General features: G+C 69.2%; 27 protein-coding genes and 1 tRNA gene. 15 read left to right on the top strand and 13 right to left on the bottom strand.

Annotated elements, in window-relative coordinates; all coding sequences use genetic code 11:
• Positions 1–48: 48 nt before the first annotated feature.
• Positions 49–228, bottom strand: a complete 180-nt coding sequence (locus tag AC3A5K_RS03385) for a CPXCG motif-containing cysteine-rich protein (RefSeq protein ID WP_487616084.1) — start codon at positions 226–228, stop codon at positions 49–51.
• 126 nt (positions 229–354) lie between these two features.
• Between AC3A5K_RS03385 and AC3A5K_RS03380 the strand changes: the two genes are divergently transcribed.
• The 3 genes from AC3A5K_RS03380 to AC3A5K_RS03370 all read left to right on the top strand — a co-directional run bounded on the left by AC3A5K_RS03380 (position 355) and on the right by AC3A5K_RS03370 (position 4,402).
• Entirely contained in the window at positions 355–2,673 is a 2,319-nt protein-coding gene (locus tag AC3A5K_RS03380; protein WP_487616083.1) for an FdhF/YdeP family oxidoreductase, read from the top strand.
• A gap of 144 nt (positions 2,674–2,817) precedes the next feature.
• Positions 2,818–4,017, top strand: coding sequence for an MFS transporter (locus AC3A5K_RS03375; RefSeq protein ID WP_487616082.1), 1,200 nt, complete (start codon positions 2,818–2,820; stop codon positions 4,015–4,017).
• A 4-nt stretch (positions 4,018–4,021) separates the two neighbouring features.
• Positions 4,022–4,402 (top strand): VOC family protein, encoded by a 381-nt coding sequence (locus AC3A5K_RS03370; RefSeq protein WP_487616081.1) that lies wholly within the window; start codon positions 4,022–4,024, stop codon positions 4,400–4,402.
• 13 nt (positions 4,403–4,415) lie between these two features.
• Here the strand turns inward: AC3A5K_RS03370 and AC3A5K_RS03365 are convergent, their stop codons facing one another.
• From AC3A5K_RS03365 to AC3A5K_RS03355, 3 genes are read right to left on the bottom strand one after another with little or no spacing between them, the layout of a single operon-like run.
• Positions 4,416–5,483 carry an ATP-grasp domain-containing protein gene (locus AC3A5K_RS03365; protein WP_487616080.1) on the bottom strand — a complete coding sequence of 356 codons (1,068 nt, stop codon included), beginning with the start codon at positions 5,481–5,483 and terminating at the stop codon, positions 4,416–4,418.
• On the bottom strand, positions 5,480–6,703 hold the full coding sequence (locus AC3A5K_RS03360; RefSeq protein ID WP_487616079.1) for a peptidase MATCAP family protein: 1,224 nt from the start codon (positions 6,701–6,703) through the stop codon (positions 5,480–5,482). Before AC3A5K_RS03360 ends, AC3A5K_RS03365 begins: the two co-directional genes overlap by 4 nt.
• Positions 6,700–7,557, bottom strand: coding sequence for an N-formylglutamate amidohydrolase (locus AC3A5K_RS03355; protein WP_487616078.1), 858 nt, complete (start codon positions 7,555–7,557; stop codon positions 6,700–6,702). The genes AC3A5K_RS03360 and AC3A5K_RS03355 overlap by 4 nt, the downstream gene beginning before the upstream one ends.
• Before the next feature lie 149 nt (positions 7,558–7,706).
• Between AC3A5K_RS03355 and AC3A5K_RS03350 the strand changes: the two genes are divergently transcribed.
• Together AC3A5K_RS03350 and AC3A5K_RS03345 are read left to right on the top strand one after the other, a co-directional pair.
• Positions 7,707–9,851 (top strand): S46 family peptidase, encoded by a 2,145-nt coding sequence (locus AC3A5K_RS03350; protein ID WP_487616077.1) that lies wholly within the window; start codon positions 7,707–7,709, stop codon positions 9,849–9,851.
• Positions 9,852–9,870: 19 nt separating this feature from the next.
• Positions 9,871–10,755 carry a pseudouridine synthase gene (locus AC3A5K_RS03345; RefSeq protein WP_487616076.1) on the top strand — a complete coding sequence of 295 codons (885 nt, stop codon included), beginning with the start codon at positions 9,871–9,873 and terminating at the stop codon, positions 10,753–10,755.
• Between the two features lie 16 nt (positions 10,756–10,771).
• Here AC3A5K_RS03345 and AC3A5K_RS03340 read toward each other — a convergent pair whose 3' ends face one another.
• Positions 10,772–12,043, bottom strand: coding sequence for a TIGR03862 family flavoprotein (locus tag AC3A5K_RS03340; protein ID WP_487616075.1), 1,272 nt, complete (start codon positions 12,041–12,043; stop codon positions 10,772–10,774).
• A gap of 97 nt (positions 12,044–12,140) precedes the next feature.
• Between AC3A5K_RS03340 and AC3A5K_RS03335 the strand changes: the two genes are divergently transcribed.
• The 4 genes from AC3A5K_RS03335 (at position 12,141) to AC3A5K_RS03320 (ending at position 13,889) form a co-directional block, all read left to right on the top strand.
• Positions 12,141–12,404 carry a DksA/TraR family C4-type zinc finger protein gene (locus AC3A5K_RS03335; RefSeq protein ID WP_487616074.1) on the top strand — a complete coding sequence of 88 codons (264 nt, stop codon included), beginning with the start codon at positions 12,141–12,143 and terminating at the stop codon, positions 12,402–12,404.
• A gap of 75 nt (positions 12,405–12,479) precedes the next feature.
• Positions 12,480–12,827 (top strand): RidA family protein, encoded by a 348-nt coding sequence (locus AC3A5K_RS03330; protein WP_487616073.1) that lies wholly within the window; start codon positions 12,480–12,482, stop codon positions 12,825–12,827.
• 172 nt (positions 12,828–12,999) lie between these two features.
• Positions 13,000–13,074: transfer RNA gene (locus tag AC3A5K_RS03325), tRNA-Val, on the top strand.
• Positions 13,075–13,277: 203 nt separating this feature from the next.
• Complete coding sequence (locus AC3A5K_RS03320) at positions 13,278–13,889, top strand: mechanosensitive ion channel domain-containing protein (RefSeq protein ID WP_487616072.1); 612 nt, start codon at positions 13,278–13,280, stop codon at positions 13,887–13,889.
• A gap of 69 nt (positions 13,890–13,958) precedes the next feature.
• Here AC3A5K_RS03320 and AC3A5K_RS03315 read toward each other — a convergent pair whose 3' ends face one another.
• The 3 genes from AC3A5K_RS03315 to AC3A5K_RS03305 all read right to left on the bottom strand — a co-directional run bounded on the left by AC3A5K_RS03315 (position 13,959) and on the right by AC3A5K_RS03305 (position 16,522).
• Entirely contained in the window at positions 13,959–14,585 is a 627-nt protein-coding gene (locus tag AC3A5K_RS03315) for a TetR/AcrR family transcriptional regulator (RefSeq protein ID WP_487616071.1), read from the bottom strand.
• 284 nt (positions 14,586–14,869) lie between these two features.
• On the bottom strand, positions 14,870–15,784 hold the full coding sequence (locus AC3A5K_RS03310; RefSeq protein WP_487616070.1) for a restriction endonuclease: 915 nt from the start codon (positions 15,782–15,784) through the stop codon (positions 14,870–14,872).
• A 120-nt stretch (positions 15,785–15,904) separates the two neighbouring features.
• Positions 15,905–16,522 (bottom strand): phasin family protein, encoded by a 618-nt coding sequence (locus AC3A5K_RS03305; RefSeq protein ID WP_487616069.1) that lies wholly within the window; start codon positions 16,520–16,522, stop codon positions 15,905–15,907.
• Between the two features lie 160 nt (positions 16,523–16,682).
• Here AC3A5K_RS03305 and AC3A5K_RS03300 point away from each other — a divergent pair, with 160 nt between their 5' ends.
• On the top strand, positions 16,683–17,399 hold the full coding sequence (locus tag AC3A5K_RS03300) for a DUF8198 family protein (RefSeq protein ID WP_487616068.1): 717 nt from the start codon (positions 16,683–16,685) through the stop codon (positions 17,397–17,399).
• A gap of 19 nt (positions 17,400–17,418) precedes the next feature.
• Here AC3A5K_RS03300 and AC3A5K_RS03295 read toward each other — a convergent pair whose 3' ends face one another.
• Complete coding sequence (locus AC3A5K_RS03295; protein ID WP_487616067.1) at positions 17,419–17,694, bottom strand: polyhydroxyalkanoic acid system family protein; 276 nt, start codon at positions 17,692–17,694, stop codon at positions 17,419–17,421.
• A gap of 101 nt (positions 17,695–17,795) precedes the next feature.
• Between AC3A5K_RS03295 and AC3A5K_RS03290 the strand changes: the two genes are divergently transcribed.
• Positions 17,796–18,605: an FHA domain-containing protein gene (locus AC3A5K_RS03290; protein WP_487616066.1), complete on the top strand. Its 810-nt coding sequence runs from the start codon at positions 17,796–17,798 to the stop codon at positions 18,603–18,605.
• Between the two features lie 36 nt (positions 18,606–18,641).
• Here the strand turns inward: AC3A5K_RS03290 and AC3A5K_RS03285 are convergent, their stop codons facing one another.
• Together AC3A5K_RS03285 and msrP are read right to left on the bottom strand one after the other, a co-directional pair.
• Positions 18,642–19,298, bottom strand: a complete 657-nt coding sequence (locus AC3A5K_RS03285; protein WP_487616065.1) for a protein-methionine-sulfoxide reductase heme-binding subunit MsrQ — start codon at positions 19,296–19,298, stop codon at positions 18,642–18,644.
• Positions 19,299–19,330: 32 nt separating this feature from the next.
• Positions 19,331–20,299 (bottom strand): protein-methionine-sulfoxide reductase catalytic subunit MsrP, encoded by a 969-nt coding sequence (gene msrP / locus AC3A5K_RS03280; protein WP_487616064.1) that lies wholly within the window; start codon positions 20,297–20,299, stop codon positions 19,331–19,333.
• 135 nt (positions 20,300–20,434) lie between these two features.
• Here msrP and serC point away from each other — a divergent pair, with 135 nt between their 5' ends.
• Genes serC through aroA form a run of 3 tightly spaced genes read left to right on the top strand, consistent with a single transcriptional unit; the run spans position 20,435 to position 24,022 of the window.
• A complete protein-coding gene (gene serC, locus AC3A5K_RS03275; protein ID WP_487616063.1) occupies positions 20,435–21,535 on the top strand; it encodes a phosphoserine transaminase in 1,101 nt (366 codons plus the stop codon).
• Positions 21,528–22,706, top strand: coding sequence for a prephenate dehydratase (pheA, locus tag AC3A5K_RS03270; protein ID WP_487616062.1), 1,179 nt, complete (start codon positions 21,528–21,530; stop codon positions 22,704–22,706). The genes serC and pheA overlap by 8 nt, the downstream gene beginning before the upstream one ends.
• The gene (gene aroA, locus AC3A5K_RS03265; RefSeq protein ID WP_487616061.1) at positions 22,703–24,022 is read left to right on the top strand and encodes a 3-phosphoshikimate 1-carboxyvinyltransferase; all 1,320 of its coding nucleotides are present in this window, start codon (positions 22,703–22,705) and stop codon (positions 24,020–24,022) included. Before pheA ends, aroA begins: the two co-directional genes overlap by 4 nt.
• Before the next feature lie 63 nt (positions 24,023–24,085).
• Here the strand turns inward: aroA and AC3A5K_RS03260 are convergent, their stop codons facing one another.
• On the bottom strand, positions 24,086–24,646 hold the full coding sequence (locus AC3A5K_RS03260; protein WP_487616060.1) for an energy transducer TonB: 561 nt from the start codon (positions 24,644–24,646) through the stop codon (positions 24,086–24,088).
• Between the two features lie 75 nt (positions 24,647–24,721).
• Positions 24,722–25,354 carry an energy transducer TonB gene (locus tag AC3A5K_RS03255; protein WP_487616059.1) on the bottom strand — a complete coding sequence of 211 codons (633 nt, stop codon included), beginning with the start codon at positions 25,352–25,354 and terminating at the stop codon, positions 24,722–24,724.
• 103 nt (positions 25,355–25,457) lie between these two features.
• Here AC3A5K_RS03255 and serS point away from each other — a divergent pair, with 103 nt between their 5' ends.
• Positions 25,458–26,735, top strand: a complete 1,278-nt coding sequence (gene serS, locus AC3A5K_RS03250) for a serine--tRNA ligase (RefSeq protein WP_487616058.1) — start codon at positions 25,458–25,460, stop codon at positions 26,733–26,735.
• Positions 26,736–26,853: the final 118 nt, after the last annotated feature.

Raw genomic sequence — 26,853 nt, 5'->3', positions numbered from 1 at the left:
GGCTCTGGCATTGCCGCGCTGCACGGCGACGCGCGGTCGGCCTTGAAGTCAGTCGCCGCGCCCGCCCGAAAGCTGCGAGCGGTCACCGTCCTGGTCGAGATGCATCTCGATCGGCTTGCAGCAGACCGGGCAGTCCTCGACGTAGTCGCCCGATCCGCCGCCGGGATCGATCAGCGCTTCGAAACGTTCGCCGCACCAGGGGCAGCGCAGGGTGGTCGTGTCCCACATGGCGACAGCATGGACGCAGGGCAGTCATGACCATGTCGAGCCGTGCGAACGGGCCTGGCGTTCACGCATGCATGTTCGCCACGCCTCTAGGGTAGGCCGCCTGTTCCATTCAGCAGAGGCGCGCTCATGACCGGCATCCGAATCCGACCCTATCGTGGGCCTTCCGGCGGCTGGGGATCCGCCACGTCGCTGGCGCGTCATGTCACCGCCCCCGATGCGCCGACCGCAGAAGGCATGCGCCAGCTGCAGCGGCAGAACAAGGTCGACGGTTTCGCCTGCGTCAGCTGCTCCTGGGCCAAGCCCGCGACGCCGCACCGGTTCGAGTTCTGCGAGAACGGGGCCAAGGCGACGATGTGGGAACTCGACGAGGCGCAGGCCGACCCCGCGTTCTTCGCCGAGCACAGCGTCACCGAACTGCTTAAGTGGGCCGATCACGACCTCGAGGCGCAGGGACGTCTGACCGAACCGATGCGCTACGACGCCGGCAGCGACCGCTACGTACCGATCGGCTGGGACGAGGCCTTCGCCACCATCGCGCAGGAACTCGGTCCCCTCGATCCGGAAAGCGTCGTCTTCTACGCGTCCGGGCGTGCGTCGCTGGAAACCTCGTACATGTACGGCCTGCTGGCCCGTCTGTACGGCAACAACAACCTGCCCGACAGCTCCAACATGTGTCACGAGAGCACCTCGGTCGGATTGCCGCGCAGCATCGGCGTGCCGGTGGGCACGGTGCTGCTGGAGGACTTCGAACACTGCGACTGCATTCTGTCGTTCGGCCAGAACGTGGGCGTCAACAGTCCGCGCATGCTGCATCCGTTGCAGGACGCCGCCCGCCGCGGCGCCGAGATCATCACCTTCAATCCGCTGTACGAGCGCGGTTGGGAGCGCTTCACCAATCCGCAGGAACCGCTGGCGATGGCGACCGGCGCCTCGACGCGGATCAGCAATGCCTACTTCCCGGTCAGAGCGGGCAGCGATCTGGCGGTGATGCACGGTATCGCCAAGGCGCTGTTCGCGCTGGATGATGCCGCGCAGGCGGATCCGTCGCGCGAACGTGTGCTGGACGTGGGGTTCATCGAACACCACACGAACGGCTTCGAGGCCTTCGAACAGGCCGTACGCGCGGTCGAATGGCCGGCGATCGAACTCGAGTCGGGCCTGTCGCGCGCCGACATCGAAGGCGTGGCGGCGGTGTATGCGGCGGCGAAGTCGACCATCCTGATCTACGGCATGGGACTGACCCAGCACCGCTACGGCGTCGACAACGTCCGCATGATCTGCAACCTCGCGCTGATGCGCGGCAACGTCGGCCGGCCGGGTGCGGGCATTTGCCCGGTGCGCGGACATTCCAACGTGCAGGGTCAGCGCACGGTCGGCATTTCCGAGAAGCCCGAACTCGTGCCACTGGACAAGCTCGAAGCGCAGTACGACTTCAGCGCGCCGCGGAAGAAAGGCCTGGACACCGTCGAGACGGTGGACGGCGTTCTCGATGGTTCCGTACGTGCCTTCATCGGCCTCGGCGGGAATTTCGTGCGCGCCGCGCCCGAGACCGCGCGTCTGGAAGCGCATTGGCGCCGCCTGGCGCTGACCGTGCAGATCGCCACCAAGCTCAACCGCAGCCATCTCGTCTGCGGCCGTACCGCATTGCTGCTGCCGTGCCTGGGGCGGATCGAGAAGGACGTCCAGCGCAGCGGCGAGCAGTGCGTCACGGTGGAAGACAGCACGACCTGCATCCACGCGTCCTTCGGCACCAGCGAGCCGGCCGGTCCGCATCTGCTGTCCGAGCCGGCGATCGTCGCCCGGCTCGGCATGGCCCTGGTGCCCGGCAACACCCGCGTGCCGTGGCAGGCGTGGATGGACGATTACACGACGATCCGCGATGCGATCGAGCAGACGTATCCCGAGCAGTTCCGCGATTTCAATGCGCGCATGCACACGCCCGGTGGCTTTCCGCGCCCGGTCGGCGCGCGCGAGCGGCGCTGGGAGACACCCAGCGGCAAGGCCGAATTCCATACGCCCGAGCGTCTGTCGGCGACCGGCTTCGACGAGGCCGAGGGCCGCTTCCGTCTGCTGACGATCCGCAGCAACGACCAGTTCAACACCACGATCTACGGCTACCGCGACCGCTTCCGCGGCATCGAGGGCACGCGTCGCGTGGTCCTGATGCACGAGGACGACATCGCCGAATGCGGCCTGGCGGATGGCGACGAGATCGCACTGGTCACCGATGCTGAAGACGGCGAGGAGCGCATGGTCGGCGGGCTGCGGGTGGTGCCGTATCTGATCCCGCGTGGCTGCATCGCGAGCTATTACCCGGAATGCAATCCACTGATTCCGGTGGCGCACCACGCGGTCGACAGCCACGTGCCGGCGGCGAAGTCGATCCCGGTGCGGATCTCGCGCCGCACCGACGCGCCCGTGCCCGCCGGTCCTGCGCCGCACTGAGTCCGGAGGCACCGCGTTGGATCGCCCCGTTGCACGCGCGGGGTGTGCAAGGCGCGGAGCGGGGGCGACACTGTGCGCCCCCATGTTGCGGCTCCCTTCGTCTTGACTGAATCGACCGCGCTGCCGCCGGCGGCGCGTCCTGCCATGGGTCGGATCCGGCTGGCGCTGTTCCTCGCCGGCTTCGCCACGTTCTCGCTGCTGTACGGCGTGCAGCCGTTGTTGCCCGAGTTCGCGCGCGAGTTCGGCGTCGGCCCGGCCAGCAGTTCGCTGCCGCTTTCGCTGGCCACGCTGGGGCTGGCGCTGTCGATCTTCTGCGCCGGCGCGGTGTCGGAAAACCTCGGGCGACGCGGCCTGATGTTCGTGTCGATGGCGGTCGCTGCGGTGCTGACCGTGATCGCCGCCGCGCTGCCGCACTGGCCCAGTCTGGTGATCGTGCGTGCATTGGCCGGCATCGCGCTGGGCGGTGTGCCGGCGGTCGCGATGGTCTATCTGGCCGAGGAAGTGCCCGCGCACCGGCTGGGCGCAGCGGTCGGGCTGTATGTCGCCGGCAATGCCTTCGGCGGAATGATGGGGCGGCTGTCGGTGAGTTTCCTGACCGACTGGTTTGACTGGCACACTGCGCTCGCGCTGCTCGGTGGATTCGATCTGCTGGTCGCGATCGCCTTCGTCTGGTTGCTGCCGAAATCGCGGCATTTCGTGCGCCAGCGCGGGATCAATCTACGTTTCCATCTGCGCGCCTGGGGCGGGCATCTGCGCGATCCGCTGCTGCCGTGGCTGTTCGCGATCCCGTTCCTGGTGATGGGCGTGTTCGTCAGCGTCTACAACTATCTCGGCTTCCGGCTCGGCGCCGCGCCGTTCAATCTGGGGCAGGCCGAGATCGGTTGGATTTTCAGCGCCTACGTGTTCGGCATCGTCAGTTCGACGGTGGCTGGCGGCCTGTCGGATCGATTCGGCCGTGGCCCGGTCGTCGTCGCCGGTGTACTTCTTGCCGCGGCTGGCGTACTGCTGACGCTCGCGCCGACGCTGTGGTTGATCGTGCCGGGCCTGGTGCTGCTGACGATCGGATTCTTCATCGCGCATGCCGCGGCGAGCGCTTGGGTCGGCCGGCTCGGACGCACGCATCGCAGCCATGCGGCCTCGCTGTATCTGCTGTCGTACTACATGGGCTCGAGCCTGATCGGCGCGACCAGCGGCTGGCTGTGGGCGCACGGCGGCTGGCCGGTCCTGGCCGGCGGTGCGCTCGTGCTGCTGGCGCTCGCGTTTGTTGCCGCAAGGCATCTACAGCGCCACGCGCCGGATACGCCGTCACCGCGACATCCGTCCATCGCTTCGACCGGAGACTGACGCCATGCACATCGACGCCCTCGACCATCTGGTGCTGACCGTCGCCGACATCGACGCGACCTGCGCGTTCTACGGCCGCGCGTTCGGCATGCAGGTCGTGACCTTCGGCGCAGGCCGTCGCGCGCTCGCGTTCGGCGTGCAGAAGATCAATCTGCACCAGGCCGGTCAGGAGTTCGAACCGAAAGCGACGCGACCGACGCCCGGATCGGCGGACCTGTGCCTGCTGACGACGACGCCGCTGGACCAGGTGCAGACCGAACTGCGCGCTGCGGGTATCCACATTGAAGACGGGCCGGTGCCCCGTACGGGGGCGACCGGCCCGATTCTGTCCGTCTATGTCCGCGATCCGGACGGCAACCTCATCGAGATCGCCAACCGGCTCTGACGCGGGGCGCCGCTTACAGCATCGCCAGTTCGACGTTGCTGAGCGTCTTGCCGTAGTGCGTACGCAGGCGCAGCTTGCGCTCGAGGTCTTCGAGGATGCGGCCGGAGAAATCGAGACCGGTAAGTTCCTCGAGCATGTTGATGCCGCCGGGCGTGTCGACGTTCACTTCCATCAGCTTGTCGCCGACGATGTCGAGGCCGACGAAGTACATGCCGTCGCGGATCAGCTTCGGGGCGACCAGCTCGGCCAGACGCAGGGCATCGGCATCCGGCTTGGCCATCTCGTACTTGCCGCCGGCGCTGATGTTGCTGCGCGCATCGCCGCTGTCGTTGTAGCGACGAATGCAGGCGTAGGTGCCGTCGACTTCGAGCGGGCGGCCGTTGAGCATCAGCAGGCGCAGGTCGCCGTCCTTCGCCTTGGGCAGGTATTCCTGCGCGATCGCGTAGCCGTCGCGCAGCACCGCGTCGATCATCTGGTTGAGGTTGCCGCCGCTTTCCGGCGTGACCACGAACACACCCTGGCCGCCCGAGCCCTGCAGCGGCTTGATGACGCCATAGCCTTCGCGCGCTTCGATGAAGGCCTTGATCTCCTCGATGTCGCGGCTGATGCAGGTGACCGGCCGCACTTCCTCGGGGAAATGCTGGAAGTAGGTCTTGTTCGAGGCGTCGGTCAGGTGGGTCGGATCGTTGACCACCAGCGCGCGCTTCAATGCGCTGAGCTGGGCGAACAGCAGGCCGCTGCCCGGCGCCCAGGGGCGTTCGACCATTTCGTCGGCAGGATCGCTGCGCAGCATCAGCACGTCGAGATCGTCGACCGAGATGCGATCGGTCGGGCAGTCGTCGGACTGCAGGTCGACCAGCAGGGCCGCATCGTCGGCGTAATCCTTGCCGCAGGGCATGTGCGCGCAGGCGCGCACGGTGCCGTCGGCGTCGTAGGTGAAATCGGCCAGACCGATCAGCGCGATCTCGTGGCCGCGCGCAAGCGCACGGCGTGCAAGACGGATGGTGGTGTAGTTGTCCTGCTCGGTGGCGACGTCGTTGACGACGAAGCCGATGCGCATGGGGGTACGCGTCTCGGTCATGCAATGTGCTCCGGGGGGCGGTGCGTCTGGAAAAGGTGGTCGACCGGCGTATGCCGGCAGGCGTCGAGCCGCGAGGCGAAATCCTCGGCGGCGGCGTAACGGGGCAGCAGTTCGGGCGGCACGATCCAGCCCTCGTCGAGCAGTGCATCGAGTGCCGCGAACTGGGGCAGGGCGAACTTGCCCAGGAACAGGGCGTCGAAATCGCCGCCCGCTTCGAGGTAGGCCAGCAGATCGCGCAGGCCACGCAGGTAGACGGCGTCCTTGGTCAGGCCGCCGCCGCGCCGCGCGCGCACCGCGACGTCGAAGGCGTCGTCGGTGGGCAGGTCATGGGTGTCGTGCAGGCAGGCGAAGATCTCGGGCAGGCGTTCGCCCGATGCCGCCATCGAGGCGGCGACCACGCGCGCGGCCAGCACCCGCAGGCGCTCGCCGGGCAGATAGCCGGCCAGATATTCGGACAGCACGCCCAGGCCTTCCTGCATCGGGTCGTACTGGGCCAGGCCCACTTCGAGCTGGCGCAGCGCCTGCCGGCGTCCGTTGTGGCGCGTGACCACATGGGTGCCGATCTCGTGCTGGATCAGGGGATCGATGCGCGCGCGTGGCAGACGGATGTTGCCGTCGATGTAGAAGGTGCCGTGGGACACCATCAGCATCGAATTGATGTCGGTGTCGACCACCACGTCGATGTGGAAATCGGGCGCCTGCGCGCGGTACCAGTCGATCTCGGCCTCGACGGCGGCGCGCATCTCGTCGATGCCGGCATCGGCGACCAGCGGATCGCCGTTGGGCACGCGTTCGAGGATGCGCTCGGCCAGCGCCAGCAGCTCGGGCTCGACGGCGCCGAACAGGGCCACGCTGGCATCGACGAAACCGGGCAGATCGCGCTGTTCGACCAGATCGACCATGCGCACCAGCTCGCGCTGCTTTTCCGCCAGCAGCGACTGCAGCGCCGGCGATTCGATCGCGGCCACGGGCAGGGCGTCGAGTTCGGCGCGGATCTCGGCGAGGTCGAGTTCCAGATCGAGATAGCGCAGCGGCGGTTCGCTGCGTCGGCCATCGTTTTCGAAGGCCTGCCACAGCGCATCGCCGTCGAGCGGCGACAGGGCGAGCAGCCAGTCGAGCCGCGCATCGAGGCGCGCGAGGGCATCGTCGACCAGGGCGGCGTTGGCAGGAAGCGGGCGGACGGTCGGACGGGCGGTGAGCGTGGTGACCTCCACGCTCACGACAGGAACTCCGGACGCACTGCGTCGACCGCGTGCTGCAGACCGTCGCGCAGCGCGTACAGCGCCGGGATGTCGGCCTGGCCGCTCCACTCGTCCATGAAGATCTTCTTGTACTCGGGCGAGATCGTGCACACGCGCTCGCCCCAGTGGGCGTAGATCCATTCCGGGAAATGACCGCCGGTGGGGAAGCGCACGTTGCAGCGCACGTCGGGCAGGGCGCCGCGCACCGGATGCCGGCGCAGGACATTGGCGAACCGCTTCGCGGTGTGGCCCCAGCGCTCAGGGTCGAGCGTGGTCACGCCCAGCTCGATATCCGGGTTGTCGGCCTGCGCCGCGGGCGCGGCATCGGGTCCGTCGCGGCGATGGTTGTAGCTGTGGATGTCGATCAGCAGGGCGCAGCCCCAGCGTTCGACGGTGCGGTCGATGAGCTCGCCCATCGTGGCGTAGAACCGGTCGTACAGCGCGAGAGAGGCTTCGCGCTCGGCCGCTTCGAGCGGCTGGTGCCAGACCTCCAGCCCCCAGCAGGCGGCGGGATCGGTGTAGATCGCGGTGTCGCGCGGGCGATTCAGATCGACTTCGAAACGCGACCTGCGCACGCGCAGACGCGCATCGCCGACCTGGGTCAGCAGGCTGGTGAGGGGATCTTCCTCGCGCTGGCGTGCGTCGTCGGACAACGCGATGCGCTCGCGCAGGGCCGGCCGCAGGGTGTGGCCGTCGTGGATCGCGGTCGTGATCACCGGGCCGTCGGACACGGTCAGATCCCAGGCGTCTTCGCGCAGGCGAAGGGCGGGCGGGGTGTCGGCGGTGAGGAAGGTTTCGGTGTGGGGGCGGCGTGGATCGGGCATATCAGGCATGCGGGATATGCTGGCAACGCCGCAATGATGTGGACGTGACCGCAAACGGGCGCCTGGTTGACGGTGTCTTAACGCCATCACCGCACGCGGCCATTGCTGCGGCGCAGGCGGCTGGATAAGGTCGCGGTCCCGCTCCCTCGTCCTCGCCCATGGCCCTTCGCCGCATTCCGGTCGCCGCGCTCGTCGCTGCCCTGTCCACGTCCGCCGTCCACGCCGATGAAGGCATGTGGATGCCGGGCCAGCTCACCGATCTGGCCACCCCGATGCGCCAGGCGGGTTTCCGCGGCGACCCGCGTGCACTTGCCGACGTGACCCGGCCGCCGCTCAGCGCGGTGGTCAAGGTCGGCGGCGGCACCGGCGCCTTCGTCTCCGGCGACGGCCTGCTGCTGACCAACCACCATGTCGCCTATGGCGTCATCCAGTACAACAGCAGCGCCGAACGCGACATCATCGACGGCGGTTTCATCGCCGACGGGCGCGGCGACGAGCGTCCATCGAATCCCGATTTCCGCGTGCTGGTGACCGTCGGCTTCGACAAGGTCACCGATACGGTGCTGGCCGATGCGCGTGGCACCACCGGACGCGCCTACTTCGATGCCGTCGACGCCGCCAGCAAGCGCATCGTCGCCGAGTGCGAACAGGCGGGCCAGGTGCGCTGCAGCGTGGCCAACATGTACTACGGCACCGATTTCTACCGGATCACCCAGCTGGAGCTGCGCGACGTGCGCCTGGTCTACGCGCCGCCGCGCGCGATCGGCAACTACGGCGACGAGATCGACAATTTCATGTGGCCGCGCCACACCGGCGACTTCACCCTGCTGCGCGCCTATGTCGCGCCCGACGGCACACCGGCCGCCTACAGCGCCGACAACGTGCCGTACCAGCCGCCGGCGCACCTGCAGGTGGCGCGCGACGGTCTGAAGGCGGGCGATTTCGCCATGCTGGCCGGCTATCCGGGCACGACCTTCCGCCATCGCACCGCGGCCGAGTTCGATGCCCAGGTCAATGCGACCCTGCCGCAGCGGGTGTCGGTGTTCGATGCGCTGATCCAGGCCGTCGAGACCGCCGGCGCGGCCGATGCCGACGTACGCACGCGCTACGCCTCGCAGCTGCAGTCGCTGAAGAACAACCGCAAGCGTGCCGCCGGTGAACTGGAAGGCCTGCAGCGCAGCCGCGCGGTGCAGCAGCGCAGCGAGGACGAGGCCGCGATGCTGGCCGCGACCACCGGCGACGATGCCGCGGCCATCGCCGAGCTGCAGGCGATCCTGGCGGACGCGGGTGCGCAGGGCGAGCGCGACCTGCTGCTCGGCCTGATCGCCACGCAGACCCAGCTGATGCGCTCGGCGTTGCTGCTCGAACGCCTGCGCATCGAGTCCGGCAAGCCGGATGCCACGCGCGAAACCGGCTACCAGCAGCGCGATCACGCGCTCATCGAAGGCGTGCTGAAACAGGTCCAGCGCCGCTACGCGCCCGCCGCCGAGAAGGCGGTGCTGGGCGTGCTGCTGGGTCGCTACCAGCAGCTGCCGGACGCGCAGCGTGTGCCTGCCTTCGACGCCGCCTTCGGCCGCACGCCCGAGGCGCTGGCAACCGCACTCGACACGCTGTACGCCGCGACGACGCTGGGCGACGAAGACGCCCGCCTGTCGCGTTTCGCCGCGGCGCGCACCGGCCAGGCGCTGGCGGACGATCCGCTGCTCACGCTGGCCGGGCCGCTGGTCGAGGCGCAACTGGCGCTGGAAGACGCGCGCAAGACGCGGGACGGCGAGCAGCTGCGCCTGCGGCCGGCCTACATGCGCGCCCTGTTCGCCTGGCGCGCGTCGCAGGGGCGCGCCGTCTATCCGGATGCCAACGGCACGCTGCGCATCAGCTACGGCCAGGTCGAAGCGCTGGCGCCGCGCGACGCGGTCGCCTTCGCGCCGGTGACCACGGTCGCGGGCATCGTCGAGAAGCACACCGGGCAGGTGCCGTTCGACGCGCCCGCGCCGCTGCTCGATGCGATCGCCGCAGGCGATTTCAACGGCACCGCGGATCCCGCGCTCGGCACCCAGCCGGTCAACTTCCTGACCAATCTCGACACCACCGGCGGCAATTCCGGCTCGCCGGTGCTGGATGCGCGCGGGCAGCTGGTGGGCCTGAACTTCGACAGCAACTGGGAGTCGGTCAGCGCCAGCTGGTGGTTCGACCCGCGCACCAAACGCGCGATCCACGTCGACATGCGCTACATGCGCTGGCTGATGGCGAAGGTCTATCCGGCGCCGGCGCTGCTGGAGGAAATGGGCGTGCCCGCGCGATGAGCCCGCGCGTGCCGCTGCGATGACGCGCACGGCGCTTCCGCCGCGCGACGGGGTGCCCGCCAGTCGTCTGCAGCTGCCGCCGGGCGACTGGACGACCGTGCTCGATGCGCTGTGCGCGCATTTCCCTCGTATTCCGCGTGCGGTCTGGATCGACCGCTTCGCACGCGGGCGCATACTCGATGCGGCAGGCCATGCCCTGCCGCTCGACGCGCCCTACCGGGTAGGTCTGGAGATCGGCTATTACCGCGAGGTGGTCGACGAGCCGGTGATCGCCGCCGAGGCGCGCGTGGTCCATGTCGATGCGCACCTGCTGGTGGCCGACAAGCCGCACGGCCTGCCGGTGATGCCCGCGGGCGGATTCGTCGAGCAGACCCTGCTGACCCGTCTGGTCCGCCAGTTCGACAACCCGCATCTGGTGCCGCTGCACCGGCTCGACCGGGCGACGGCCGGTCTGGCGTTGTTCTCGGTCGATCCCGGTACGCGCGACGCCTATCAGGCACTGTTCCGCGACCGCAGGATCGACAAGCGTTACGAAGCGCTGGCGCCGCCCTTGCCGGACCTGGCATTTCCGCACCGGCGCTGCAGCCGCATCGAGCGCGGCACGCCATTCTTCCGCATGCACGAGACCGAAGGCGCGGCGAACAGCGAGACCGGCATCGAGGTCATCGAACGCGGCGCGGCGGCATGGCGCTATGGGCTGACGCCGGTGACCGGCCGCAAGCACCAGCTGCGGGTCCACATGGCGGCGCTCGGTGCGCCGATCCTGCACGACCCCTGGTATCCCGACATCGCGGACGTGCCGCCCGGATCGCCGCTGCAGCTGCTGGCGCGTTCGCTGGCGTTCGACGACCCGCTGGATGGTAGAGCGCGCCACTTCGCGTCGACGCTGGCGCTGTCCGGCTGAGCCGGTCGATGCCTGCTTACGCGGCGCGCCCGCGCAGCCAGGCCAGTGCACCGTCTGCCGCCACCCGGCCGCTGGCGAAGCACGCCGTCAGCAGGTAGCCGCCGGTCGGGGCTTCCCAGTCCAGCATTTCGCCGGCGACGAAGGTGCCGGGCAGGGCGCGCAGCATCAAGCCCTTGTCCAGCGCTTCGAAACGCACACCGCCGGCGCTGCTGATCGCTTCGGCGATCGGACGTGGCGCCTGCAGCCGGAGCGGCAGTCGCTTGATCGCCGCCGCCACGCGCGCGGCATCCGCAAGCGCGTCGCGGTCGAGGGTTTCGAACAGCAGTGCGGTCTTGGCCGCATCGAGGCCGGTTGCGCGGCGCAGGTGTTCGCCGATGCTGCGCCGGCCGCGGGGGCGTTCCAGATCGTGCTGCAGCCGCGCCGCATCGCGTCCCGGTGCGAGATCCAGCTCCAGCAGGGCGGTGCCCTCGCGGGCGATCGTGTCGCGCAGGTCGGCCGAGATCGCATAGATCGCGCTGCCCTCGATTCCGGTGGCGGTCAGCACGCATTCGCCCTGCAGCGCCCGGGGCACGCCCTGCGCGTCGCGCCAGTGCAGCACGACCGGCTTCAACGGCGCGCCGGCGTGGCGTTCGGACAGGTGTGCGCTCCAGCCGACGTCGAACCCGCAATTGGCCGGCACCAGCGGTGCGATGTCGACGGCCCGTGCTTCGAGCCGGGGCACCCAGGCGCCATCGGAGCCGAGTTCCGGCCAGCTGGCGCCGCCCAGCGCCAGCACCGTCGCATCGGTCGCATGCAGGCGCGGGCCGTCGGGTGTCTCGAACTGCAGCTGTCCGTCGTCGCTCCACCCGGTCCAGCGGTGCTGCATGTGGAAACGCACGCCGGCATCGCGCAGGCCGCGCACCCAGCCGCGCAGCAGTGGCGCAGCCTTGAGGTCGTTCGGAAACACCCGGCCCGAACTGCCGACGAACGTCTCGACGCCGCGCGCCGCGGCCCAGTTGCGCAGCGCCTGCGCGTCGAACATGTCGAGCCAGCGGGCGATCTCGCCCTGCCGCGTGCGGAACCGGGCATCGAACGCAGGCCGCGGTTCGGAATGGGTGAGGTTGAGCCCGCCCTTGCCGGCGATCAGGAATTTGCGGCCCACCGAGCCCTTGGCATCGAAGACATCGACCTCGATCCCCGCAGCGCGGGCGGTTTCGGCGGCGAACAGGCCGGCCGGGCCGCCCCCGACGATGGCGAGCCGCTGCGACAGGGAGGACGTGGGCGATGCGGAGTGGGGCACAGATGACATCGCGCCATTATGCCGGGCGCCGCCCACTCATCCGGCGCCAACGCCCGCCTTGCTAGGGTCGCCGCTCCTCACCACGCGAGCATCGCAGGAGTCCGTCATGGCCACCGGCTGGGCAGGCGAAGGCGCCGTACAGGAGCAGATCGACGCGACCGTCAAGGACGCGATCAAGCGTGCGCGCAGCCAGCTGCGCAGCGGCCCCGGGCTCACGCACTGCGAGGAATGCGACACCCCGATTCCCGAAGCCCGTCGCCAGGCGGTGCCGGGCGTCCGCCTGTGCGTGGACTGCCAGGCGCAGCACGACGAGGATGTCGCCGGCGCGGGCTTCAACCGCCGCGGCAGCAAGGACAGCCAGCTGCGCTGAGCGCAGGTCGACCGCAGGTTTGCACGCGATGGCCGCGCCGCCTACGGTGGCCACCCCTCCTTGCAGAGCATGTCCATGATCGAACGCTTCGACGCCGGCCCCCGCATGTCCGAGGCCACCCGCTACGGCGGACTGGTCTATTGCGCCGGCCAGGTGCCCGAAAGCCTCGGCGCCGACATCGGCACGCAGACGCGTGAAGTGCTGGCCGCGATCGACGCGCTGCTCGCCGACGCCGGTTCCGATCGCACGCGCATCCTGTCGGCGCAGATCTATCTCGCCGACATCGCCGACTTCGATGGCATGAACGTCGAGTGGGATCGCTGGGTCACGCCGGGGCAGGCGCCCGCACGCGCTACCGTCGAGGCGAAGCTGGCCGATCCGGGCTGGCGCATCGAGATCGTCGTGGTGGCCGCGGCGGCCTGACAGGTGCGGTATCTGCAACGCCCGCAGGGCTGACCGATACATGGAAGCAGCGGGCGGACGGCGTCTGCGTTGCCCGCCCGGTCCCGATGCATGCGCCGCGCTTGCCGGCGCGCGCGATCGCTCGTAGAATGCGCGTCCCGATCGGGCCGGCACTGCCGGACGATGCATCAACGGGCGGTTAGCTCAGCGGTAGAGCATTGCCTTCACACGGCAAGGGTCACAGGTTCAATCCCTGTACCGCCCACCATCGGATCGGAACGAATCGACCACCCGCCCGGGTGGTCTTTTTCGTTGTGCGTCTTGAAGGCGCGCGCGTTCGACCTGCGCGGACCTGCTCGATCCGCCGCGACCGCAGTCGTATGACGCGATGCCCGTCGGGACGGCCTGTCGCCCGCCGATGCAGACCACGCCGGTCTAGAATGCGCGCCATCCCTGCTTTCCGGAGTCCGCGTGTTCCATCGCGACCGCTTGCCCGTGTGGCTGCACGACTGGCTCGACATCGTCGTGCCGATCGGCCAGATCCTGCTGATCCTGCTCGTCGCCTGGCTGCTGCGCACGCTGGTGCGACGGCTGGTGGAACGCGTCGGGCACCGCTACACGCTGCCGCCCGAGGCGGTGGTCGGCGCGCGCCGGGTCGCCTCGTTCCTGATCTACGCCGCGGCGTTCCTGCTGGTGCTCGAGCGTCTGGGCGTGTCCGGCACGGTGTTGTGGACGGCGTTCACGGGCTTTGCGGCTGTCGCAGCGGTGGCGTTCTTCGCCGCCTGGAGCGTGCTGTCGAACATCTTCTGCACGATGCTGATCCTGACCACGCGTCCGTTCCGGCTCTACGACCATGTCGAGCTGTTGGAGAACGGCGAGAAGCCGGGTCTGCGCGGCAAGGTGGTCGACATCAATCTGGTCTACACCACGTTGCGCGAGACCGACGACGGCGACGGTGCAGGCACCGTGCTGCAGATTCCCAACAGCCTGTTCTTCCAGCGTGCGCTGCGGCGCTGGCGCGGTGGCGCCTTGCCCGAGCTCAAGCGCGCGGATGGCACGCCCGGCGATCCGCTGGACGTCTGAAACGGCGTGCGGTGACGCGTGCGTCGGGCGATGTCCGGCACGCGGACACGCGCATCGCGATCCGCCGGCTCAGTCGGTGTAGGCCTGCACCAGCGAATTCAGATGGACGCGCTCGGCGTCGCGCAGGGCGGGGGACAGCAGCATCATCACCTGCACGATGCCGGCGCGGATCGCGGCCTGCTCGTCGCGTTCGCCGCGCGTCGCGCTGTAGTTGAGCCAAAACGTGGCGACGACGATGAGGTTCGTGGCCGCGGCGTCGATCTCGGTGGCCGACGCGCGCAGGATGCCGGCGCGCGCCAGGCCGGTGACGAACGCACGCGCACGCAGGTGGGCGCGTCCCAGGATCCGAGAGAACCGCACGCGCAACCTTCGGTTGCGGCTGAGGATTTCCAGCAGGTCGCGGTAGAGGAAGCGGTAGTCCCAGACGCATTCGAAGACCGCATGCAGCTGCAGCCACAGATCCTCGAGTTCCGGCAGGCGTGCCTCGGGCACGACCAGCGCCGCATCCATGCGCGCTTCGTAATGCGCGAACAGCTGCTCGATGATGTCGTCCTTGCTGCGCACGTGGTAGTACAGATTGCCCGGGCTGATGCCCAGTTCGGCCGCGATATGGTTGGTGGTGACGCCCGGCTCGCCGCGCGTGTTGAACATCGCCAGTGCGCAATCGAGGATCCGTTGGCGGGTATCGCGGGCCATCGGCGCGGGTCAGTCCGCGCGGCGCGGGTGCGAGGCGCGCTGCGCCGGAGGCGGCGTCCGGATACATCGCGCGGAGCTGTGTGCGGCGCCGGTGTCGGCGCGAGCCAGCATCGCAACCCGTGGCGTTGATCGTGCAGATCGAACTCGCGTCGCCGTGCCGGCGCCGCGAATCAACATCGCGCCGCCGCCGTATGCGCGTGCCGCATGACCGCGCAGTGTGCAGGCCCGCAACGCAGCCGGCTGCAAGGCCGGGACATCGCCCGCGTCGCGCGCGGCGCACATGATCAGAAGCTGCGGCACTGCAGGAAGCGTGTCTGCTGGCCGCTGCCCGGCGGCGGCGTCAGCTGGATGCGCGACGCGGTCAGGTCGGGCTGTCGCAGCACCAGCGCGCAGACCCGGTCGACCGTGGCCTGGTCATCGGGCCGGTCGATGAAGACCTGCAGCGTGGACCCGCTGGCCCAGGCTGCGCGTGTCACCGACGGCAGCGTGCCGAGCGACGCAACGAGATCGCTGCGTTGCGCGTCGATCGAGGCCCGCGGCGGCGCTGCGATGTGGACGGGTTCGGCGGACGTGGCGGGTGCCGTCGTGGCAGCGGCCGGGGCGGCGGCGGGTGCAGGCGCCGGCATCAGGATGAAGGTGGCAATGCCGGCCAGCAGGGCCAGCAGCCAGGACAGCAGGATCCGCCGGCGCGCCCGGGTGCCGGTCTGCAGACGGATCTCGGCGAGCTGGTCGGCCGGCATCAGCTCGCGCACTTCCGGCCACAGGGTTTCGCCATCGAGCAACTCGATGCGCAGCTTGCCGGCGAGATCGCGGGCGTCGCGGTCGATCCGGCCCTGGGTGACCAGCAGGCCACCGGTCGCGCCTTTCAGCAGCATCTCGCTGGACAGGGTCTGCACCGCATTGCGGCCGAGCACGAACGTCGCGCCGTGCTTGCACGACAGCAGCCAGCGGCCGTTCTCGTGCTGCAGCACGTAATCGCTGTCGCCGGAAATCTCGCCGGTGCCGATGGTGTGCACATAGCCACGCCGCTGCAGGGCCTGCAGCACCATCCCGATGAAGCCACGCCAGGAAATCGCCGACAGGGCGACGATGCCGGCGGCGGTCTCGTCGCGGCGGCGCTGGATGGTGTGGAAGAACAGTGTCGCGACGATCCCGATGGCGAGTGCCACCCCCGTCGCGGCCAGCCATTGGGCAGTCATGCGGCAGCCGTTTCTGCGTATCGGTGTCGAAGAATACCCGAGGCGCGCGTACCCGCAGTGGCAGTGCGCATGCTCCACGCCACGGCAGCGCATCGGGCCGCCGCGGCGTGGGCGTGTCGATCAGCCCTTGGACGCGGGCGTCCTGCGGCGCTGGGCTGCGGCTGGCGATGTGCGCGCCGCGGTCTTCTTCGCAGTCTTGCCGGGTGCCGCGGCCTTGCGGGGCGCCGTTTTGCGCGCCGCGGTCTTGCGGGGCGGGGCCTTGCCGGTCGCAGCGGGTGCGTCGGCCTTCGCGGTCCGTCCGCCGCGCGCACGCAGCTCACGGCTCAGCGCGTCGACCTTGTCGCGCAGCGCCTGCACCTCGTTGCGGTCCGGCACGCCGAGCTGGTGCAGGGTGCGCTGGACGCGCTCCTCGACCACGCGTTCGAACCGGTCCCAGGTCTCGGCCGCACGTTCGCGGGTCTGATCGACGCCGGTTTCCATCGCGCTGCGCACGGTCTGGGCCCGCGCCGTGGCGAAGCTGCGCGCGGTCTGTTCGAGGCCGAGACCATCCTTCACCAGGCCGTCGAACAGGCGCGAGCCTTCGGCCTGCGCGCGTCCGAATGCGCCGACACCGGCCAGCCAGATCTGCTGCGCGGATTCACTGATCGACGGCCGCGCCGTGTCCGAGGTGCGGTGCACGCCGTCGGCCGGTGCGCGGCGGTTGGCGGTCTTCTTCGTCGTCTTGCGGGTCGTGGCCATGGAGTGCTCCAGCAGATCGGATGGGAGCTGCAGCGTCCCGCGCCGGGCTAGAGCATTCACTCCAGGCGATGCGCGGCGTTCATCCGCGCAGCCGCCGTGTCGTTCGTCACCGCATGTGCCGCGGATTGCCCGCAGCGCGGCCAGCATCGAAGATGCGGAGATGCGCGAATCCGATATCCACCTCCGCCTCCGCAATCGTCTCTACTGGCACCAGCGGCTGCACGACCCGGTGGCCGAGCCGCGCAACGGCTCGCACTGGGTGCCGGAACTGCGGCGCTGGCAGGCGGCGCGACTGGCGTCGAGTTTCGACCACGTGCTCGATGATCCGGCGCGGCGCCCGGCTGCCGAATTCTTCCTCGACGATGTCTATGGCGATCGGGATTTCACCCGTCGCGACGCCGACATCGCACGCACGCTGCCGGTCATGCGACGGCTGCTGCCGGCCAGCCTGCTGGTGACCGTCGCCGATACGCTGGAGGTCGGGGCGCTGAGCCACGCCCTGGATCTGCACATGGCCGATGCATTGCACACGCTCGCGCCGCGGCGACGCCGGCTCGACGACACGCTGTACGCGCGGGCTTACAACGAGGTCGGTCGACCGCTGCTGCGGCAGCGCCAGATCCGGCTGGTCGCGCGGGTCGGCGGCGGCTTCGCGCGGGCGCTGCGGATGCGCGGCGTCTCCGCGTTGCTGGCGTTTTCGCGTGGACCCGCGCGGTTGGCCGGCCTGAAGGAGCTGCAGGGCTTCCTCGAGCGCGGCTATGCCGCCTTCGATGCGCTAGATGATGCGGATGCATTCGTTGCGGAGATCGAACGCGACGAACGGACGATCTCGGATCGCCTGTTCGCCGGTCATCCCGCGCCGTACGTCCGCGACTGACCGCCGCGGAACGTGACCGTCAGCGGAACTTCTCTTCCAGCACCCGGCGGATCTCGGCCTCGATCGGGCCGCGCATCGCCGCGAGCAGGAAGCCGAGCTTGGCGGTCACCCGCAGGTTGCCCGGCAGCATGTCGATCGTGCCGTCGACGCCGGAGCGGCTGAATTTCAGGCTGTCGCCGCTCCAGGCGGTCTGCATGTCGAACTTCGCGGCAAGCTTGCCTGCGACGTCCTCGACGGCGGAGCGCGCCTTGTCCGGTGCGAGCGAATGCGGGTGGGTGATATCGATGCCGGCCATGGAGTCGGTTCCGCAAAAAGAGGCGACTATTCTGCGACGCCGCGGCGCATCGACCAAGTGACGGCCGGCGCGGGCCGCGCCTCGTGCTAGATTGCCGCCGCATGACCGCGCTCAAGCTGCGTTTCCCCACTCCCGACGAACCCGAGCTGCCGCTCGACATCGGCGTGCACGGCATTGCGCCGCGCGTCGGTCGCAACGGTCTGGGACCCGTGCGCGATGGCGCTGATCCCAGTGTGCGGTTCTGCGTCGATCGCCGCGGCGTCTGGCTGACCGTCAGCGAGGGCGTGCGCGGCGTGCACGTTAACGGCCGCGCGATCCGGCGCATGGCGATGCTCCGCACCGGGGACGCGATCTACGTCGACGGTCAGGAACTCCGGCTGGTATCGGCCGTGCCGCTGTCGACGCGCGGCGAGGACCTGTCGGCCGACGATGCGTTCGAAGGCGACGACGCCGATGTACGCACCGTGCTGCGCGGCGTCGGTGGCCGTTACCACGGCCGCAGCTTCACCCTGGAACAGCCGCGCCTGGTCGGACGTCACGCCGAGGCCGACATCCGCATCGAGGATCCGGGCTTCGCGGACCGGCATGCGCGTCTCGAGCGCGCCGGCAGCGGCGTGCGCCTGGTCGATCTGGGGTCGGGCGAGGGCAGCGTGGTCAACGGCGAACCGGTGCGTGACGCGCTGCTGCGCGCAGGCGACCAGGTCGTCTTCGACGCCCATCACCGCTTCGTCGTCGAGGCGCCGTCGCGCGTCGTGGTGCTGCCCGGCGCGGACGAGGACCCCGACGAGACCTATCTGACCGAAGACGCCTCCCGCGGACGCAGTGGCGGACTGCCGCTGCCGTGGCTGCTGCTTGCGGCGCTGCTGATCGCCGGTCTGCTCTGCGCACTGCTGCTGTTCGGGCCGGCCTGAACCCCGTGTCCGCGCGTCGCCTGCCGACGCGCAGTTTCATCGGCCGGCTGCGGTCCTGGCAGCCGGGCGTGCACCGCGCCTGCGATCCAGCGCCTTCCAGATCCGCCAGCCCAGCAACGCGGCCAGGATGCCGGCGTAAAGCGCAGGCTCGCGCCAGTCGGATTTGACGATCCACCAGAAGTGCAGCACGGCGAGCGCCGCGATCGCATAGATCAGCCGGTGCAGACGCCCCCAGTTGCGGCCAAGCCGGCGCATCCAGCCTTTGGTCGACGTGACCGCCAGCGGCACCAGCAGCAGCCAGGCCAGGAATCCGACGGTGATGAAGGGGCGTCGCGCGATTTCGATCGCGATCTTCGACACGTCGCCCACCAGATCGAGGGTCAGCCAGGCCGCGAAGTGGATGCTGGCATAGGCGAACACGTACAGCCCGAGCATGCGACGGAAGCGCAGCAGGACGGTCCAGCCGGTGAGCTGGCGCAGCGGCGTCACCGCCAGCGTGATCAGCAGCAGACGCAGGGCGCCCGTGCCGGTCTCGTGTTCGATCGCCACGATGGGGTCGGCGCCGAGCGCATCGATATTGCCGCCGCCCAGGACCTGCCAGGTGCGCCAGGCCAGCCAGGCAAGCGGCGCCAGCGCGAGCAGATGCACCAGCACCTTCGCCGCGATGACGCCGGGCGGCGTGGGCGCTGGCATCCGGCGTCCCGCAGGCGGCGCGGCGCGGCCGCTCAATACCATTGGCGCAGATCCATGCCCGCGTACAGCGAGGCCACCTGGTCTCCGTAGCCGTTGAAGGGGCGCGTGTCGATGCGGTTGGCGATCAGGCGGTTGCCGGTGCCGGCGATGCGGCGTTCGCTCTTCTGGCTCCAGCGCGGATGGTCGACCGCCGGATTGACGTTGCTGAAGAAGCCGTATTCCGAGGGCTGCAGCTGGTTCCACGCCGTCGGCGGCATGCGTTCGACGAAGCGGATGCCGACGATCGACTTGATGCTCTTGAAGCCGTATTTCCACGGCACGACCAGACGCAGCGGTGCGCCGTTCTGCTGCGGCGTCGGCTTGCCGTACAGACCGGTGGCGAGGAAGGCGAGGGGATGCATGGCCTCGTCGATGCGCAGGCCTTCGCGGTAGGGCCAGTTGATCGAGCGGAAACGCAGGCCCGGCATCTGTTCGCGGTCGGCCAGCGTGGTGAACGCGACGTACTTCGCCTTGGACGTCGGTTCGAACCGGCGCAGCACGTCGGCCAGCGACACGCCGGTCCATGGAATCACCATCGACCAACCTTCCACGCAGCGCAGCCGGTACACCCGTTCCTCGCTGGCGGCGCCGCGCAGCAGGTCCTCCAGGGACACGCGGCCAGGCTTGGCGCACTCGCCGCCGACCTCGACCGTCCACGGCGACGTGCGCAGCGTCTTGGCCGCGCGCGAGGGATCGCCCTTGCCGGTGCCGAACTCGTAGAAGTTGTTGTAGGTGGTGATGTCCTCGTAGCGCGTCAGTTCTTCCGACGTGCGGAATCCGCTGCGCGCCTGCTCGGGCGTGAGCCGGGCCGTGGACGGCGGCGGGGGCTCGGCCTCGGCGCAGCCGGCGAGGCCCAATGCAGGGGCGGCGGCCATCAGCGCCAGCAGCCGGCGGCGGTCGCGATAGACGGTCTCATCGGTGACTTCGGATTCGCGGATCCGCAGGGCATCGCGCAACGACATCACGGAAACTCCTCGGCGCTGTGCGCCTGTATTCGACCTGTGGACATACGTTGCCAGCGCAACCATCGGATGCACGTCAAACTGTTGCGCTGCGGCATACTTGCCGGCCCCGAAATCCGTTCCGTGGAGTGTTCAATGGCGCGTGCGTACAACTTTGCCCCGGGACCGGCGGCCCTGCCTGAAAGCGTGCTGAAACAGGCGCAGGCGGACATGCTGGAGTGGGGCGATGCCGGCGCGTCGATCGTCGAGATGAGCCACCGCGGACCGGAGTTCATGGAGGTCGCCACACGCGCCGAAGCCGATCTTCGCACGCTGCTCGGTGTGCCCGATGACTACGCGGTGCTGTTCCTGCCGGGCGGCGCGACGACGGCGCAAGCGCTGCTGCCGCTGAACTTCGCGAACCAGGGCGACACGGTCGATTACATCGTCACCGGCCACTGGGGCAAGACCGCGCTCAAGCAGCTCACGCCATCGGTTTCGGTGAACATCGCCGCCAGCGGCGAAGCCGACGGCTACCGCACGATTCCCGCGCGCGAGTCCTGGCGGCTGACGCCCGGCGCGGCCTATGTGCACATCACCGCGAACGAGACCATCCACGGCGTCGAGTACCGGCCGGCCTGGGGCGAAACCGCGCCCGACACCGGCGACGTGCCGTTGTTCGCCGATTTCAGTTCCAGCATCGCATCCGAGCCGATCGACATCTCGCGCTACGGCGTGATCTACGCCGGCGCGCAGAAGAATCTCGGGCCGGTCGGCATCTCGGTGGTCATCGTGCGCCGCGACCTGCTCGAGCACGCCGGGATGCCGCGCGCTGACATCTTCAATTACGGCTCGCAGCTCGCCAACGACTCGATGCTCAACACGCCGCCGACCTGGAACTGGTACGTGGCCGGTCTCGTATTTCGCTGGATGCTCGACGAGGGCGGCACGGTGGAATTCAACCGCCGCAGCGACGAGAAGGCGGCGCTGCTCTACGGCGCGATCGACGGATCGGGCGGCTTCTATCGCAACGACATCGATGCCGCCGTGCGCTCGCGCATGAACGTGCCGTTCTTCCTCGCCGACGAAGCGCGCAATGCCACGTTCCTCGACGGCGCGCGTGAGGCCGGTTTGATCGGCCTCAAGGGTCACCGCGTGCTCGGCGGCATGCGCGCGTCCATCTACAACGCGATGCCGGTCGACGGCGTCCGCAGCCTCGTTGCCTACATGCAGGATTTCCAGAAGACCCATGGCTGATTCGAAGAAGAAGACCCCGGTGGCTGCGCAGGCGAAGAAGCCGGCGGCTGCGAAGGTCGACGCGGTGAAGGCCGCTGCCACCGCAGGCGTCGCCAAGCCCGATCTCGACGCGGTGCGCGCGCAGATCGACGGCATCGACCACCAGATCCAGACGCTGATCGCCGAGCGCGCGCAGTTCGCGCGCCAGGTCGGCAAGGCCAAGGGCAAGCTCGCCGCCGCAGTCGACTATTACCGGCCCGAGCGCGAAGCGCAGGTGCTGCGCCGTGTCGTCGACCGCAACGACGGCCCGCTGTCGGATACCGAACTCGTGCGCCTGTTCCGCGAGATCATGTCCGCGTGTCTCGCCCAGCAGGAACCGCTGAAGATCGGTTACCTCGGCCCGGAAGGCACGTTCTCGCAGCAGGCCGTGCACAAGCAGTTCGGCCATTCGGCCAAGGGCCTGCCGCTGGCGAGCATCGAAGAAGTGTTCGACGAGGTCGCCGCCGGCAATGCCGATTTCGGCGTGGTGCCGGTCGAGAATTCGGGGCAGGGCACGATCCAGTCGACGCTCGACATGTTCCTGACCTCGCCGCTGAAGATCTGCGGCGAGGTGGAGCTGCGCGTGCACCAGTACCTGCTCTCGCGCACCGGCCGCATCGAGGATATCGAGCGCGTCTACTCGCACGGTCTGTCGCTGGCGCAGTGCAAGCAATGGCTGCGCGAGAACCTGCCGGGCGTCGAGAAGCACGCGGTGGTCAGCAATGCCGAAGCGGTGCGCCGGGCCAAGAAATCCGACGACGCGGCCGCGATCGCCGGCGAGAACGCCGCGCACGTCTACGGCATGCAGGTGCTCGCCGGCCCGATCGAGGACCGCAGCGACAACACCACGCGCTTCCTGGTCATCGGCCGCGGCGCGTTCCCGACCTCGGGCAACGACCGCACGTCGCTGATGGTCTTCATCCGCGATCAGCCGGGCGCGCTGTACCGCATTCTCGAACCGCTGGCGCGCCGCGACATCAGCATGAACCGCATCGAATCGCGCCCGGCGCACGGTGCACTGTGGCAGTACGCGTTCTTCATCGAGGTCAACGGCCACGTCGACGAATCGCCGCTCAAGGACGCGCTGGGCGAAATCGACGCGTTCGCCGGCGAGGTCCGCGTGCTCGGTTCCTACCCGGTCGCCGTGCCGTGAGCGAGGCGTCGTGGATCGCGGCGCCGGGTGCGCCGCTGCGCGGTGAGGTGCGGGTGCCGGGCGACAAGTCGGTCTCGCACCGCGCGATCATGCTGGCCGCGCTTGCCGACGGCACCTCGCGCATCGAGGGCTTTCTCGAAGGCGAGGACGCACGAGCGACCGAGGCGATCTTCCGTCGCCTCGGCGTCGCGATCGACACGCCGGCTCCGGGTGTGCGCGTCGTGCACGGCGTCGGTATCGACGGCCTGCGCGCGGCTGAAGGTCCGCTCGATTGCGGCAACGCCGGCACCGGCATGCGTCTGATCGCCGGTCTGCTCGCGGGTCAGGCGTTCGACAGCACGCTGGTCGGCGATGCATCGCTGTCGAAGCGGCCGATGCGCCGCGTCACAGAGCCGCTGGCGCAGATGGGCGCGCGCATCGACACCGGCGAGGGCGGCGTGCCGCCGCTGCACGTGCACGGTGGTACACCGCTGACCGGCATCGAATTCGACAACGTGCTCGCCAGCGCACAGGTGAAATCCTGCCTGCTGCTCGCGGGTCTGTACGCCGATGGCGAGACCGTCGTGCACGAACCTCGGCCGACGCGCGATTACACCGAGCGCATGCTCGCCGCGTTCGGCTGGCCGATCGAATTCGCGCCGGGCATCGCGCGTCTCAGCGGCGGGCATCGCCTGCGCGCGACGGACGTGCGCGTGCCGGCGGACTTCTCGTCGGCGGCGTTCTTCCTCGTTGCCGCCTCGATCGTGCCCGGTTCCGATATGGTGCTGCGCCGTGTCGGCATGAACCCGCGTCGCACCGGCCTGCTGCATGTGCTGCGCCTGATGGGCGCGGACATCGTCGAATCCGATGCGGGCGAGGAGGGTGGCGAGCCGGTGGCCGACCTCCGTGTGCGCTACGCACCGCTGCACGGCATCGATGTGCCCGAGCAGCACGTGCCGGACATGATCGACGAGTTCCCGGCGCTGTTCATCGCCGCGGCCTGTGCACAGGGCACGACCCGTGTCACCGGCGCCGCCGAATTGCGGGTGAAGGAATCCGACCGGATTGCGACCATGGCCACCGGTCTGCGCGCGCTTGGCGTCGACATCGTCGAAGCGCCCGATGGCGCCACGATCCAGGGCCGGCCGGACCATCCGTTCGGGGCTGGCGCCCGGATCGACAGCCACGGCGACCACCGTATCGCGATGGCCTTCGCGATCGCCGCGCAGCGCGCCGCCGGCCCATTCGCGATCACCGATACCGCCAACGTGGCAACGTCGTTTCCGGATTTCATCGGGATCGCGCAGACGACGGGCTTCGGTCTGCGCGCAGGCTGAAGCCGCGCACAAACAAAGGGATCCGCATGCGGATCCCTTCCGTTGAACATCCGCGGGCGCGACTCAGTTGCGCGCAGTGCCGCCTGCGCGATCGTCGAGGGTGAATTCGACCGGGATGCGCACGGCGCTGGCCTGCGGCTTGCCGTTGCGGATGGCCGGCTCGAAGGTCCAGCCGCGCACGGCGTCGATCGCGGCGCGATCCAGATCGCGGGAGCGGCTGCGCGTTTCCACGCTGACATCGGTGGGGCGGCCACTGGCGTCCACCTGGACCAGCAGCATCACCGTGCCTTCCTCGCGGCTGCGGGCAGCTGCCGGCGGGTACGTCGGCTCGGGCTGGCTCACGGCGCGTGCATCGCGATCCGCCTGCACGGCCGGACGCGGCGCGGTGGCGCGCGGTTCGGTCGCGGCGGCGGGCTCGCGTTCGGCAGGCGGCGCGATGCCATCACCGATGACCGGCGCGTCCGGCACCGTGGGCGGCGTGCTGGGCGTGCGCTGGCTCAGGAAGTACCAGCCCAGGGCGACCAGTGCGACCAGAATCAGGATCCAGATCAGCGGACTCGATCCTTTGCGCGCAGGCGCATCCGCAGGCGGGACATCGTGGGGACGCTGCAGCGGATCGTTCATGGCAGGACTCCAGCTGAATGGGTGCGCCGAGGCTCCCATGCAGGCTGTCGATGTCATGTCACGGCTACGCCGGGCTCAGCGGCTCCCTGGCGCGAAGTCCACCGGCACCTGCACCTCGCCTGCGACGGGCTGTCCATCGCGGGTTGCCGGCTCGAAGCGCCAGCGACGCACCGCGCTCACCGCGGCCTGGTCGAGGCGGTTGAACTGGCTGCTGCGGATGATGTCGACCGATGCGGTGCGGCCACGGGTATCGACATGTACCCGCAACAGCACCTCACCCGATTCGCCACGTCGCAAGGACGCGCGCGGATAGTTGGGGCCCGGCGTGGAGATGGGGCGTGGCGCGGTCTGCGCGGCATCGACCGTTGCAGGGGTCGCGACGGGTGCCGCGTCGGCGAGCGGCGGCAGCGGTGCGGCCGCAGGCACCGGTGCGGGCGGCGGCGGTGGCGGGTCTGGATATTCGATACCGCTTGCGCTGCCGGGCGTGGCCGGCAGCGGGGCGGGCAATGGCGCGAGTGCGCCCTCGGGCGATCCGATGACGGCGCCGGTTTCGTCCAGCGATGTCTCCGGCGCATCGCTTCTTGCGAACCACAACAGGAGGAACAGCAGGCCGCCGGCGACACAGGCGCCACCGATGATCAGCCAGGCGCCGCCGCGTGGACGGAGTTCGGCGACGGTGCGGCGCAGACGCGATGGCATTCCGGACATGGGGGCCTCCCTCCAACGAGGCGGCATTCTTGCACAGCGTGGACGGGCGCCCGACGCGTGATCCGGGCGATAATGGCCGCTTTCCACGCCGTGCGACCCCGTCATGCTCGATCCAAGCCTGCTGCGTCAACACCTCGCCGAGACCGCTGCGCGCCTGCGCGAGACACGCGGGCTCGAGTTGCCGGTCGATCGTCTCGAGGCGCTGGAAAGCGAGCGCAAGGCGATCCAGGTGCGCACCCAGGAACTGCAGAACCTGCGCAACACGCGCAGCAAGGCGATCGGGCAGGCGAAAGCCAAGGGTGAGGATGTCGCGCCGCTGCTGGCCGAGGTGGCCGGCTTCGGCGATGCGCTCAAGGCCAGCGAAGCGCGTCTGGTCGAGATCCAGGCCGACATCGAAGCGATCGTGCTCTCAGTGCCCAATCTGCCCGATGCCGAGGTGCCCGTGGGCCGCGACGAAGCGGACAACGTCGAGCAGGCGCGCTGGGGCACGCCGCGTGCCTTCGATTTCGAAGTCCGCGACCATGTCGCACTCGGCGAGCGTCACGGCTGGCTCGATGCCGAAACCGCCGCCAAGCTCAGCGGCGCACGCTTCACCGTGCTGCGCGGCAAGCTCGCGCGCCTGCACCGGGCGCTCGCGCAGTTCATGCTCGATCTGCATACCAATACGCACGGCTACGAAGAAACCAGCGTGCCGCTGATCGTGAATCCCGAGAGCCTGGTCGGAACCGGCCAGTTGCCGAAGTTCGAAGAGGATCTTTTCGCGCTGCAGGTCAACGATGCGCCGCGCTATCTGATTCCGACGTCGGAAGTCTCACTGACCAACATCGTTCGCGATTCGATTCTGGATGCGGAACGCCTGCCGCTGCGCATGGCCGCGCACTCGTTGTGCTTCCGCGCGGAAGCCGGCAGCCACGGCCGCGACACGCGCGGCATGATCCGCCAGCACCAGTTCGAGAAGGTCGAAATGGTCTCGGTCACTACACCCGACGACAGCGACGCGGAACACCAGCGCATGACCCGGTGCGCGGAAGTCGTGCTCGAGCAGCTGGGACTCCCGTATCGCCGCATGCTGCTGTGCTCGGGCGACATGGGCTTCACCGCGCAGCGCACCTACGACCTCGAAGTCTGGCTGCCGTCGCAGGACACCTACCGCGAGATCTCGTCGTGCTCGAACTGCGGCGATTTCCAGGCGCGTCGTATGCAGGCCCGTTGGCGCGTGGCCGACGGCAAGCCGACGCTGCTGCACACGCTCAACGGCTCCGGCGTCGCGGTCGGCAGGGCGCTGGTCGCGGTCATGGAGAACTACCAGCAGGCCGATGGTTCGATCGAGGTGCCTGAAGTGCTGCGGCCCTATATGGGCGGCGTGTCGTATATCGACTGATCGTCAGAGACGGCCTGCGTCCTATTTGGAACGAATGGCATCGATAGATGCCGTCTGTTGCGGAATTGGAATAAAGGTGATGAAATATCGCGCATTGTTCTGATGGCGAGGTTCCCCC

It is taken from the genome of Luteimonas sp. Soil_C_5 (assembly GCF_057656615.1).
Note: the sequence above shows the minus strand (reverse complement) of the source record. Positions and strands in the feature narration are given on the sequence as shown.